The sequence below is a fragment of the Streptococcus sp. FSL R7-0248 genome (genome assembly GCF_037967965.1).
Lineage (GTDB): Bacteria > Bacillota > Bacilli > Lactobacillales > Streptococcaceae > Streptococcus.
Genome location: NZ_CP150201.1, coordinates 881,538 through 896,358 on the forward strand (window position 1 = coordinate 881,538; position 14,821 = coordinate 896,358).

Sequence of the window (14,821 nt, forward strand, 5' to 3'; positions counted from 1 at the left end):
AAAAAATGTCGTTAAATAGGCTTCTAAACTATAGTTAAGATGGTTATAAGCTATATTTTTTAGAAGGACTGAGTAGATAACCAACCATTTTTATTTCAATAATGACTTACTAATTTAAAAGTTCTAATGAATTATTAATTCTGAAAATCGATTTTTGAAAAAAATGAAATCATAAGTTTCTTTTTACTGACAATTCTAAAAGTAAATAATTATAAAATTATTAATTGAAATGTTTATAAAAATAGTGATATCTATAATCATTCTACTGTTTACATGATTATTTTTAAGTGAACCTTATAAAAAAATTGAAAATAAGAGCATTTCTTTTCACAAATATTAGGAATTTTGTTAAAATATTTAACGATTAGTATTTTTAAATACTTTTAATCTCATTGAGGGGTGAGATACTTAATAGTATAAGTGTGGAGGATTACCAAAGTGGGTAAAGATTTATTTAATGATCGTATAAGTCGATTTTCGATTCGTAAGCTGAATGTAGGGGTTTGCTCCGTTCTTCTTGGAACTCTGGTTATGGTTGGTACTGCTAGTCAAGTATCTGCCGATGAAACAGCTAACCAAGTCCAAGCAGGAGATGTAGCTAGCACTACTGCTACAGTGAGTGATGAGACATCTTCTCAGAATGCTGTTGCTGCTCAAGCTTCGACGGAAGTCGCAAATATCTTATCAAGTTCTGAGACTAATAGTCAGTCTCAAACCGTTTCAAATGCTAGCGCAGCTACCTCTGAAACGTCTACAACACAAGCTTCTAGTGAGACAACATCTCAAGCAGCTACATCAACGTCAGCAACTACTGCAGCATCTACCACTAGTGTTGCTGGCTCTACAAGTGTAGGCAATACTACGGGAGTTTCAACAACAGCCTCTGTTACATCAGCATCATCTGAGACACCTGCTTCAGAAACAGCATCTGAAGCACAAGGTGTGGACGTTCAAGCAGAAGCTTCTACAACGAATGCTCTTTCAAGTGGTGCCGAAGCGTCTGCTGTAGTGCAACCTGTTGTAACAGCAGAAACTTCTGGTCGCCGTCGTACACGTCGTGCCCTTGGTGATGCCAATGATCCAAACTTGATTGGTGATGATGTAGAAGACGCAACCTCAACTCCAAAAGTTGAAAAACCAGGCTTTACTACAAATGTTGATGCCAAATCAATGGCTAGCCAAATCTCATGGTTGGACTTTGGAGATGTAGCTAACTGGACAGGAACTACTACAGTATTAGTTCCTAAAAGTGAAGTTAAACCAACTGAGAACTTAGAAGAAAAATTGGCTCTTCAAGTTGGGTCTACCTATACCAAGGAAATCATGCCTGGTTATGTAGTTACTGTAAAAGTCAAATCTTTGAAACCTTTCCAAGCGACTGAAATCTATAAGAAACGGATGGAAAATCAAGGGGCTACAGAAGCTGAAAAAGCAACCTATGATCCAAATGCAAAAAATGGTTATGTAAGTGGAGTCACTTCAAATGCTGCTAAGCAAGCTTTTAACAATGGTGAAGAGGCCAAAATCGTCGCTGATGCCCAAAATAATTGGACTGAAATCAGATTTGAGAATATTGATACGAAAACCAAGAAGACTACCATAAGTTCAGCTTTGAATGGTGGAAATATTGGAGTTCAGTTTGAAATCTCTGCAACCTTCCGTGGTAAGACAGTTAAGCCAGCTATTGTTATGGCTGATGGGGAGTCTGCTAACCCAGGTGAATTAGTTATGTTTACTACCAATGGAGAAGGTTGGCAGCATATTGGAGAATGGAAAAAGTTTACCAGACCAAGTACTTCTGTAACATATTCACCACAAGATACTGAAAATCTTTTTGGACCTAATCCTAAATTTAATAATACCAACTTAAACCAACTTCGTAGATCTACTCAAGTTGGACCAGAAAAGAAACCAGTAGCTTGGAAGTATTTTGGAAATCCTGACCAAGTTACAGGTGGTCTAGGAACCGGTATCTTTGGACCAAACATTTCTGAAGGTAATTATACTGTTCCAATCGTTATGACGCGTGGTGCCTCTGAAGTTGGACTTTATGTCGCTTCAGGTGGTAAACAGTCAGCAATGCTAGGATTCTTCCCAATTGATGAAGGGGACGCTCCTGAGTCATACGGAAAAGCTATGCATACCATTGCAACTGTAGATGGTATAACTGGTGCTAAAGTAAATCAACCATATATTGGTAATGTGAGCCCAGATATGGATGAGAATACTGTTCTTGACTGGTTCGGTGATGATAAGGCAACTACGGCCGATGAAGGAATTGACCAATTGCTTCCAGATGAGCTTAAAGGTTCAACCAATGAGATGATCAAGATGGATCGTACACGCCCAGGTAACTACAAGCTGTCAATAGAAGCCCATACAGATGGAGCTTCAGAAGCTTATATCTACGGTTGGATAGACTTTAACCAAAATGGTACCTTTGATGAAGATGAACGCTCTAATCTTGCAAGAATCACAAATGACGGCACCGTTGAGTTGACCTTTGCAAATAGCAAGACTTATATCGACCCTAGCGTTAAAGAACTAGGTGCTCGTGTTCGTATTGCCAAGAAGGCTACCGAGATTGAGAGCCCAACTGGTATGGCCTTCTCAGGGGAAGTGGAAGACTTCAGAACTCAAATTACGCACCCACCAAAAGGGGAATTCAAGGAAACAAGTGGTCTTCAAGGGGCGAAGCAAACTGCAACTGTAACCTTTACAGCACGTGGAGAACACAAGTATGAGCTTAATTCTAGTGCCGTTATTGACGAAACGGTAGAACCATACATCGTTGATAAAGATGGCAACCGTGCAACTCTTGATGCGGACGGTTACTATGTCGTTCCAGGACAAGGTAAGTATAAGATTACTGCCAACGGTAAAGATGTAGACGTTGAATTTATTCCTGAAGATAACTTCCTTGGAACAGCTGATGGTATTTCTATCCGTCGTTCAGATAACAACGGTTATGATACTGGTTGGTCAACAAAATTCCCAGATCAAGAACCAAACATTAATGGTCAGTTGAATACCATGGATGGTCAATACGTTCCAACAGTCACTCCAATTGAAATCGAAGGAGTTGACAAAACTTCGACTGATGTTCAAGGGGCGACTCAAAAAGAAACTCCGACCTTTAACACAACTGAGACTAACTCAAATGGTGACAAGATTGCAATCACTCCAAGTGCAGAATATCCTGCTAAGTTGGTGGATCCTGCCACAGGTCTCACTACTGATGCGCCATCTGTAACAGTTGAAGGGGAAGGAACTTACACCATTAATCCTTCAACGGGTGAAGTAACCTTCATTCCAGATCCAAGCTTTACTGGTACAGCCAAAGGTGTGGATGTTACATTGTCAGCGCCAGTTGGTCGAAACAAAGATGGTAAGATCCAACAGGACTACATCAAGACTGCAACAGCTAAGTACACTCCAACTGTCACACCAATCACAGTGACTCCTACAGACAAGGTTTCTGCGGATGTTCAAAACGTTCCTCAAACCCAAACACCAACCTTTGATTTGAGTAATGATAAGACTGCTGAAATCACAAGCAAGAAATTGGTAGATCCAGCAACTGGTCAGCCTACTGATGAAACAACAGTAACAGTAGCAGGAGAAGGTAGCTATACTATCGACCCAACGACTGGAGCAGTAACATTTACGCCAGAAAAAGACTTTGTTGGTACTGCAAAAGGAGTAACTGTTCAGGCAACTGCTACGATTACAAATGCTAATGGTAAGACTGCAACCATTACTTCAGATGCAACCTACACACCAACAGTTGTAGCTGCTGTTCCAACAGCTCAACCAGCTACATCTAAAGATATCCAAGGTGCAACGCAAACAGGGACACCAACTTTTGCAGGAACAACTGTTCAAGTGAATGGTGAAGATAAAGCTATTACGATCAAAGATAATAGCTACACGCTTTTGGATAATGATGGTAATGAAGTGACAAGTACACCAGCTTATGCCGCTGATGGTACAACTGAAATTGGTACTTACTCAATTGATTCAGCTACTGGTCAAGTCACTTTCACACCGACTGATAAATCATACACAGGTGTAGTAACACCGGCCAAGGTTCAAGCTGAAAGCTCAAACGGTATCAAGGTGGATACAACTTACACACCAGAAATCGTTCCAGTAACCCCAACAGCAACACCAGCTGAAACAACTGATATTCAAGGTGCGACACAAACTGGTAAACCTGAATTCAAGGGTGGAACTGTAACGGTTGATGGCGTTGAGAAGACTGTTGAAATCAATGAAGATGTTCCAGCGACATTTGACGATGGTTCAACGACTAAGACAGTTGACGGCGTTGGTACTTACACAGTAGCAGCCGACGGTACGGTGACATTTGTTCCTGAGAAATCATTTGTCGGAACTGCACCGGCTGTTACGGTTGTTCGTGAAGACAAGAACGGAACCAAAGCCTCTGCAACTTATACACCAACTGTGACTCCAGTAACTCCAACTGCAACACCAGTTGAAACAACAGATATCCAAGGTGCTACACAAACTGGTAAACCTGTATTTACTGAAGGCGATAGCCGTGTGCCAATGAACGATGATGTTCCAGCAACATTTGATGATGGCTCAACGACTAAGACTGTAGACGGTGTTGGTACCTACACAGTAGCAGCAGACGGTACTGTTACATTTGTTCCAGAACCAAGTTTTACAGGAACAGCACCAGCGGTTACAGTCGTTCGTGAAGACAAGAACGGAACAAAAGCTTCAGCGACTTACACACCATCAGTAACACCAATCACAGTGACTCCTACAGACAAGGTTTCTGCGGATGTTCAAAACGTTCCTCAAACCCAAACACCAACCTTTGATTTGAGTAATGATAAGACTGCTGAAATCACAAGCAAGAAATTGGTAGATCCAGCAACTGGTCAGCCTACTGATGAAACAACAGTAACAGTAGCAGGAGAAGGTAGCTATACTATCGACCCAACGACTGGAGCAGTAACATTTACGCCAGAAAAAGACTTTGTTGGTACTGCAAAAGGAGTAACTGTTCAGGCAACTGCTACGATTACAAATGCTAATGGTAAGACTGCAACCATTACTTCAGATGCGACCTACACACCAACAGTTGTAGCTGCTGTTCCAACAGCTCAACCAGCTACATCTAAAGATATCCAAGGTGCCACTCAAACAGGCACACCAACCTTCTCAGGAACAACTGTTCAAGTGAATGGTGAAGATAAAGCTATTACGATTAAAGATAATAGCTACACGCTTTTGGATAATGATGGCAATGAAGTGACAAGTACACCAGCTTATGCTGCTGATGGTACAACTGAAATCGGTACTTACTCTATCGATTCAGCTACTGGTCAAGTAACTTTCACACCGACTGATAAATCATACACAGGTGTAGTCACACCGGCCAAGGTTCAAGCTGAAAGCTCAAACGGTATCAAGGTGGACACAACTTACACGCCTGAAATCGTACCGGTAACACCGACAGCAACTCCAGCTGAAACAAAAGATATCCAAGGTGCTACTCAAACTGGTAAACCTGAATTCAAGGGTGGAACAGTAACCGTTGATGGCGTTGAGAAAACAGTAGCTATCAATGAAGATGTTCCAGCGACATTTGACGATGGTTCAACGACTAAGACAGTTGACGGCGTTGGTACTTACACAGTAGCAGCCGACGGTACGGTGACATTTGTTCCTGAGAAATCATTTGTCGGAACTGCACCGGCTGTAACGGTTGTTCGTGAAGACAAGAACGGAACCAAAGCCTCTGCGACTTACACCCCAACAGTAACACCAGTTACACCAACAGCAGAAGATACAACATCAACAGGTAAACAAGGTCAAACCCAAACAGGTAAGCCTGAATTTACTGAAGGTGATAGCCGTGTGCCAATGAACGATGACGTTCCAGCAACCTTCGACGATGGTTCAACTACCAAGACAGTTGATGGAGTTGGTACTTACACAGTAGCAGCTGACGGAACTGTAACTTTTGTTCCTGAGAAATCATTCACAGGTAAAGCGCCGGCCGTAACGGTTGTTCGTGAAGATAAGAACGGAACCAAAGCTTCTGCGACTTACACACCAACTGTGACACCAGTAACTCCAACAGCAACACCAGCTGAATCTACGGGACCTCAAGGTTTGGTTCAAACTGGAACAGTTACCTTTACTGAAGGTGATGAAGTCGCACCAATTAACAAGGATTCAATTACCCTTCTTGATGAAAATGGTCAGCCAGCAGCATCAGTAAAAGCGAAATCACCAGCAGGTGACGTGATCGGTACCTTCACTGTTGATAAAGAAACAGGTGTTGTGACCTTCACACCAACAGATAAATCTTATTCAGGTGATGTTGTCCCAGTTAAGGTTCAAGCAGCTGATACAAATGGTACAACAGTAGAAACAACTTACACACCGAAGATCACTCCAGTTGTCCCAACTGCTGAACCTGCAACAACGACAGATATCCAAGGTGCCACTCAAACAGGTAAACCAACTTTCACCGAAGGAAATCCAAATGTTCCAATCGATGAAGATACTCCAGCTACCTTCGAAGATGGCTCAACTACGAAGACTGTCGATGGTGAAGGAACTTACACAGTTGCTCCAGATGGCACAGTAACCTTCGTTCCTGAAAAATCATTCACTGGAACTGCTACAGGCGTAACAGTGAAACGCGTGGATAAGAACGGTACTGAAATTACAGCGAAGTATACACCAACAGTAACTCCAGTAACTCCAACTGCAACACCAGTTGAAACTACAGATATCCAAGGTGCTACACAAACTGGTAAACCTGTATTTACTGAAGGCGATAGCCGTGTGCCAATGAACGATGATGTTCCAGCAACATTTGACGATGGCTCAACGACTAAGACTGTAGACGGTGTTGGTACTTACACAGTAGCAGCAGATGGAACAGTAACCTTCGTACCAGAAAAATCATTCGTCGGAACTGCACCAGCTGTAACAGTGGTTCGTGAAGATAAGAACGGAACAAAAGCTTCTGCAACTTATACACCAACCGTAACACCAGTTACACCAACTGCAGAAGATACAACATCTACTGACAAACAAGGTCAAACGCAAACAGGTACACCAACCTTCACACCAGGTAATCCAAATGTTCCAATGGATGATGATACACCTGCAACATTTGAAGATGGCTCAACAACCAAGACAATTCCTGGTGAAGGAACTTACACAGTAGCAGCTGACGGAACAGTAACCTTCGTACCAGAAAAATCATTCACTGGAGAAGGTACAGGCGTAACGGTTAAACGTGTCGATAAGAACGGTACTCCAGTTACTGCTAAGTACACACCAACTGTGACTCCAGTAACCCCAACAGCAACACCAGCAGAATCAACTGGCCCTCAAGGTCTTGTTCAAAATGGAACAGTAACCTTCACCGAAGGTGACCCAGTTGCACCAATCGATAAGGATACCATTACTCTTCTTGATGAAAATGGTCAGCCAGCAGAATCTGTAGTTGCTAAATCACCAGAAGGTAAAGAAATTGGTACTTTCACAGTTGATAAAGAAACAGGTGTTGTAACCTTCACACCAACTGATAAATCTTATTCAGGTGATGTTGTCCCAGTTAAGGTTCAAGGTAAAGATACAAACGGAACAGTTGCTGAAACAACTTACACACCGAAGATCACTCCAGTTGTCCCAACTGCTGAACCTGCAACATCTACAGATATCCAAGGTAAAACACAAACAGGTACACCAAGCTTCACACCTGGTAACCCTGCAATCCCAATGGATGATGATGTACCAGCAACCTTTGAAGATGGCTCAACAACTAAAGTTATTCCAGGAGAAGGTACTTACACTATAGCTCCTGATGGCACAGTAACCTTCGTCCCAGAAAAATCATTCACAGGAGAAGGTACAGGTGTAACCGTTAAACGTGTAGATAAGAATGGTACACCAGCTACAGCTAAGTACACACCAACAGTAACTCCTGTAACACCGACAGCGACACCAGTTGAAACAACAGGTAAACAAGGTCAAACCCAAACAGGTAAGCCTGAATTTACTGAAGGTGATAGTCGTGTACCAATGAACGATGACGTTCCAGCTACTTTCGACGATGGTTCAACGACTAAGACAGTTGATGGAGTTGGTACATACACAGTAGCAGCTGACGGAACAGTAACCTTTGTTCCTGAGAAATCATTCACAGGTAAAGCGCCGGCCGTAACGGTTGTTCGTGAAGATAAGAACGGAACCAAAGCTTCTGCGACTTACACACCAACTGTGACTCCAGTAACTCCAACAGCAACTCCTGCTGAATCTGAAGCACCTCAAGGCGTGGTTCAAACTGGAACAGTAACCTTCACTGAAGGTGACCCAGTTGCACCAATTGATAAGGATACCATTACTCTTCTTGATGAAAATGGTCAACCAGCAGCATCAGTAGAAGCGAAATCACCAGCAGGTGATGTAATTGGTACCTTCACCGTTGATAAAGAGACAGGTGTTGTGACCTTCACCCCAACGGATAAATCTTATTCAGGTGATGTTGTCCCAGTTAAGGTTCAAGCAGCTGATACAAATGGTACAACAGTAGAAACAACTTACACACCTAAGATTACTCCAGTTGTCCCAACTGCTGATCCTGCAATATCTACAGACATCCAAGGTAAAACACAAACAGGTACACCAAGCTTCACACCTGGTAACCCTGTAATCCCAATGGATGATGATGTACCAGCAACCTTTGAAGATGGCTCAACAACTAAAGTTATTTCAGGAGAAGGTACTTACACAGTAGCTCCTGATGGCACAGTAACCTTCGTCCCAGAAAAATCATTCACAGGAGAAGGTACAGGTGTAACAGTTAAACGTGTAGATAAGAATGGTACACCAGCTACAGCTAAGTACACGCCAACAGTAACTCCTGTAACACCGACAGCGACACCAGTTGAAACAACAGGTAAACAAGGTCAAACCCAAACAGGTAAGCCTGAATTTACTGAAGGTGATAGTCGTGTACCAATGAATGACGATGTTCCAGCAACATTTGAAGATGGTTCAACTACCAAGACTGTTGAGGGTGTTGGTACATACACAGTAGCAGCAGACGGAACAGTAACCTTTGTTCCAGAGAAATCATTTACTGGAACAGCTCCAGCTGTGACGGTTGTTCGTGAAGATAAGAACGGAACCAAAGCATCTGCGACTTACACACCAACAGTAACACCGGTGACTCCAACTGCTACACCAACAGAATCAACTGGTCCTCAAGGCGTGGTTCAGACCGGAACAGTAACCTTTACCGAGGGAGATTCCGTTGCTCCAATCGACAAAGATACCATTACTCTTCTTGATGAAAATGGCCAACCAGCAGCGGCAGTGTTTGCGAAATCACCAGCAGGCAATATTATTGGTACCTTCACCGTTGATAAAGAGACAGGTGTTGTAACCTTCACACCAACAGACAAATCTTATTCAGGTGATGTTGTTCCAGTGAAAGTTCAAGCTGCGGATACTAATGGAACAACTGTAGAAACAACTTACACACCTAAAATTACTCCAGTCGTTCCAACTTCTGAAGATGCTACATCAACAGATATCCAAGGCCAAACACAATCTGGTAAACCAATCTTCACAGAAGGGGATCCTAATGTTCCAATCGATGAAGATACTCCAGCAACCTTCTCCGACGGTTCAACGACTAAGACTGTTGATGGTGTTGGTACATACACAGTAGCAGCCGACGGTACGGTAACCTTTGTTCCAGAAAAATCATTCGTAGGAACTGCACCAGCTGTAACAGTGGTTCGTGAAGATAAGAACGGAACCAAAGCCTCTGCAACCTACACCCCAACAGTAACTCCAGTTACTCCAACTGCTGAACCAACAACATCAACAGATATTCAAGGTGCTACACAAACTGGTAAGCCAGTATTTACAGAAGGCGACAGCCGTGTACCAATGAACAATGACGTTCCAGCAACCTTCTCCGACGGTTCAACGACTAAGACTGTTGATGGTGTTGGTACATACACAGTAGCAGCAGACGGAACCGTAACCTTTGTTCCAGAAAAATCATTCGTAGGAACTGCACCAGCTGTAACAGTGGTTCGTGAGGATAAGAACGGAACCAAAGCCTCTGCAACCTACACACCAACAGTAACTCCAGTTACTCCAACAGCGGAACCAGCAACATCAACAGATATTCAAGGTGCAACTCAAACCGGTAAGCCAACCTTCACCGAAGGTGACAGCCGTGTACCAATGAATGACGATGTTCCAGCAACATTTGACGATGGTTCAACGACTAAGACTGTAGACGGTGTTGGTACATACACAGTAGCAGCAGACGGAACCGTAACCTTTGTTCCAGAAAAATCATTCGTAGGAACTGCATCAGCTGTAACAGTGGTTCGTGAAGATAAGAACGGAACCAAAGCCTCTGCAACCTACACGCCAACAGTAACTCCAGTTACACCAACTTCAGAGCCAGCAACATCTACAGATATCCAAGGTCAAACACAAACAGGTAAACCAAGCTTCACGCCTGGTAACCCAAGTGTCCCAATGGATGATGATGTACCTGCTACCTTTGAAGACGGCTCAACAACTAAAGTTATTCCAGGTGAAGGAACTTACACAGTTGCTCCAGACGGAACTGTAACCTTCGTCCCAGAAAAAGCATTCACAGGAACAGGTACAGGTGTGACCGTGAAACGTGTTGATAAGAACGGTACAGCCGTTACAGCTACCTATACACCAACAGTAACACCAGTAACACCAACTGCAGAATCAGTTACTTCAATTGGTAATAAAGGTCAAACGCAAACAGGTAAGCCAAGCTTCACTGAAGGCGATAGCCGTGTACCAATGAATAACCAAGTACCAGCTACCTTTGAAGATGGCTCAACTACTAAGACTATTGCAGGTGTCGGAACTTACACAGTAGCTGCCGATGGCACTGTAACATTCACACCAGAAACTGAATTTACAGGAACTGCCCCAGCAGTCACAGTGGTTCGTGAAGATGTTAACGGAACTAAGGCTTCAGCAACCTACACACCAACTGTCCTTCCAATCACTAAGTTTGTTGATAAAGAAGGTAAGGAAATCCCAGGATATCCTACAGTTGATGGTGAACAGCCAAAAGCTGAAATTCCAGGTTACCGCTTTGTAGAAACTAAGAAATTACCTAATGGTGATATCGAACATGTCTACGAGAAAGTAACGACGTCATACGTTGATGAAAATGGTACGCCAATCCCTGGTTATCCAACCGAAGATGGCCAACAACCTAAGAAAGAAATTCCAGGTTATGAATTTGTGAAGACAATTGTAGATGAAAATGGTAATACTCAACACATCTACAAACAAATTGTGACTCCAACACCAGTGCCGGATACAACTCCGACACCAGAGCCACAGCCAGCTCCACAAACAGAAGAGCCTAAGGCTCCAGTACTTCCAGAAACAAAAGAAGAAGCTCACTTTATCAATCCAAGTGATAAGACAGCTCAACTTCCAGAAACTGGTAGTGAGGATTCAAACCTTGCAATCTTTGGTTTGGCAAGTCTTCTAGCTGGATTTGGACTCTATGGCGCAAAACGACGCAAACGTTAAGATGATTTAACGGTCGGATAGGACCTTAAGAATCCAGATTCCAATTAAAATAGACCCCATGGCATTTGCCATGGGGTCTATTTGTATGGACTAGCCTGCTAGTTTTTTTAAGACGTCATGATTGACTTTACTCTCTAGGAAGCGTAATCTAGAATTTAATTAAAGGATTAAAAGGAGGTCCCTCGATGATTGAAGTAACTTATTTAAATACTGCAAAGCAAGAAAAACACACTTCTTTTGAAGATTACAATGAATTTGTCAGAGCACAGCAAGCTTGTTGGATTGCCTTACCGGATTCAACGCCAGTCACTAAGGTGACGATAAACGGACATGATATTGGCTACAAAGGACAATATGGCGACCTTTACTTTTATATTATGAAGCTAGACTTGACACAATATCAGTAATAATAGGAAAAAGAATCAGAACACGATGTCTGATTCTTTTTCTTTGAGAAAGGTAATTTTTATAAATTAAGAATATTGCTAATTGACTGAAAATGACTTACAATAGAAAGGAAGAATTTATAGAAGGAGACACATATGAAAAACAAGCGTTTAATTTGGACTTTGGTTTTCTTAGCTATCTTGACGCTCGGTTCTATTGGTACAGATCTTTTCAAAAAAGAGCACCAAGATGCTAATAAGGTCGTCAAAGTAGGAATCCTCCAGTTCGTGACTCACGATGCCCTGGATCAAATCGAGAAGGGAATTGAGGATGGTCTTAAGGAAGCTGGTTATAAGGGAGACAAGGTTAAAATCACCCTCCTAAATGCCGAAGGAGACCAGTCTAAAATTCAAACCATGTCTAAACAATTGGTCAATGACAAGAATGATGTCGTTATCGGCATTGCAACGCCAGCAGCACAAGGGCTAGCGGCAGCTACCAAGGACATTCCAGTCATTATGGGAGCTATCTCAGACCCTGTTGGGGCCAAATTGGTTAAGGACCTCAAGCATCCAGAAGGCAATGTCACTGGTACCTCTAACCAAGTGCCGATTAAGCAGACAGTGGAATTGGTCAAATCATTGACACCAAATGCTAAGACAATTGGTATTCTCTACGCTTCAAGCGAGGATAATTCCAAATCACAGGTTGAGAGCTTTAAGAAATTCGCTGAAAAAGATGGCCTAAATGTGGTCGAGTATGCCGTACCATCAACCAATGAAATCAATACAACCATGTCAGTCATGACTGGTAAGGTAGATGCTATCTGGACGCCACAAGATAATACTATTGCCTCAGCCTTTTCAACAGTAATCTCATCTGCCAACCAAGCTAAGATTCCAGTTTATACGACTGTCGATACTATGGTGAAAGAGGGCGGTTTGGCCTCAGTTGCTCAAAGCCAATATGAACTTGGAAAAGCCACAGCTCGTAGTGCTGTTAAGGTTCTTAAAGGTAAGAAAGTTAAGGATGTCCCAGTTGATGTTATTGATGATGGTACTCCAACGCTCAACCTTAAAGTTGCTCAAGACCTCAACATCACCATCCCTGACGATGTGCTTAAACAGTCAGACATCGCTGTTAAAGCTGATAAATAAGGAGGACTTATGATTATTTCATCTATTTATCAGGGGCTTCTATACGGAATCCTAGGTCTTGGGATTTACATGACTTTCCGTATTTTGGATTTTCCTGATTTGACAACAGAAGGTTCCTTTCCTCTTGGTGGGGCAGTAGCAGTAACTCTTATGAACTTTGGTTGGAACCCAATCTTGGCGACCTTGGTTGCTGTTTTGGCCGGCTGTGGTGCTGGACTTGTAACTGGTCTCCTCTATACTAAGGGAGAAATTCCTACTATTTTGGCAGGGATTTTGGTCATGACTTCTCTTAACTCAGTCATGCTTATGATTATGGGTAGGGCCAACCTAGGACTTCTTGATATTAAGACTATTCAAGATTTACTTCCTTTCAGCAAGGACTACAACCTCTTGATTGTTGGTCTCATTGCTGTAACCATTGTTATCACTGCCTTGATTGCCTTTCTTAACACGCGCCTAGGTCAAGCATATATTGCCACAGGTGATAATAGAGATATGGCCAAATCTTTTGGTATCAACACAGACAATATGGAAGTGATGGGTCTTGTTATCTCAAACGGTATCATTGCCCTCTCAGGAGCCTTGATTAGCCAACAGGACGGTTATGCCGATGTTTCTAAAGGTATTGGTGTTATCGTCATTGGTCTTGCCAGCATCATCATTGGTGAGGTCCTATATGCGACTAACTTGACTCTGTTGGAACGTTTGATTGCCATCTGTATTGGTTCAATCCTCTATCAGTTCCTTTTGACAGCAGTTATCGCTCTTGGCTTTAACACGAACTACCTCAAACTCTTTAGTGCGATTGTTCTGGCCATTTGCTTGATCTCGCCTGTCCTACGCCGAAAATTCTTTAAGGGGGTGACCTTATCACGATGACAGCTATTGTAGAACTTAAAGATGCGACTGTTAAGGTTAATAATGGTTTTGATACCGAAAAAACCATCCTGGACCATGTCAATCTTACCATTAGAGAAGGTGATTTTATTACCATTCTTGGTGGAAATGGTGCCGGAAAATCAACCCTCTTCAATGTCATTGCAGGGACCCTCATGTTGACCAGTGGTCATATTTTCATCATGGGTGAGGATGTTACGGCTCTGCCTGCTGAGAAACGTGCCAAGTACCTCTCACGGGTCTTCCAAGATCCTAAAATGGGAACAGCTCCTCGTATGACGGTTGCAGAAAATCTTTTGATTGCCAAATACCGTGGCGAAAAGCGAGGACTTAAATCACGCCAAATTCATCTCTACACAGAGGAATTTCAAGGTCTGATTGAACGTATCAGTAATGGTTTAGAAAAACACTTAGATACACCAGCAGGTCTCCTCTCAGGTGGTCAGCGTCAGGCACTTAGTCTTCTGATGGCGACACTTAAACGTCCTGAGCTCTTGCTCTTAGACGAACACACCGCAGCCTTGGATCCTAAGACAAGTGTGGCTCTCATGGAGTTGACCGATGAGTTTGTGACGGGCGACCACTTGACAGCCTTGATGATTACTCACCATATGGAAGATGCCCTTAAATACGGAAATCGTCTTATCGTTATGAAGGATGGTCAAATCATTAAAGACCTTACCAAGGAAGAAAAAGGTCAATTGGATATCACAGACTACTACGCTATGTTTGAGTAAGTCTCGTCTGACTCTAAATTGTAA

The 14,821-nt window shown here is 42.7% G+C and carries 5 protein-coding genes; all 5 read left to right on the forward strand.

The features are described 5' to 3' along the window. Window positions 1-438 precede the first annotated feature (438 nt). The 5 genes from NYE32_RS04350 (at window position 439) to NYE32_RS04370 (ending at window position 14,797) form a co-directional block, all read left to right on the forward strand. Entirely contained in the window at window positions 439-11,619 is an 11,181-nt protein-coding gene (locus tag NYE32_RS04350) for a GEVED domain-containing protein (RefSeq protein ID WP_156685412.1), read from the forward strand. A gap of 185 nt (window positions 11,620-11,804) precedes the next feature. Continuing rightward, window positions 11,805-12,026, forward strand: coding sequence for a DUF4649 family protein (locus NYE32_RS04355; RefSeq protein WP_037600156.1), 222 nt, complete (start codon window positions 11,805-11,807; stop codon window positions 12,024-12,026). Window positions 12,027-12,161: 135 nt separating this feature from the next. Beyond that, window positions 12,162-13,163 carry a tryptophan ABC transporter substrate-binding protein gene (gene trpX, locus NYE32_RS04360; protein WP_155124010.1) on the forward strand — a complete coding sequence of 334 codons (1,002 nt, stop codon included), beginning with the start codon at window positions 12,162-12,164 and terminating at the stop codon, window positions 13,161-13,163. 9 nt (window positions 13,164-13,172) lie between these two features. Beyond that, window positions 13,173-14,042: a branched-chain amino acid ABC transporter permease gene (locus NYE32_RS04365; RefSeq protein ID WP_002883493.1), complete on the forward strand. Its 870-nt coding sequence runs from the start codon at window positions 13,173-13,175 to the stop codon at window positions 14,040-14,042. Next, entirely contained in the window at window positions 14,039-14,797 is a 759-nt protein-coding gene (locus NYE32_RS04370) for an ABC transporter ATP-binding protein (protein WP_037600160.1), read from the forward strand. The genes NYE32_RS04365 and NYE32_RS04370 overlap by 4 nt, the downstream gene beginning before the upstream one ends. Window positions 14,798-14,821 lie beyond the last annotated feature (24 nt).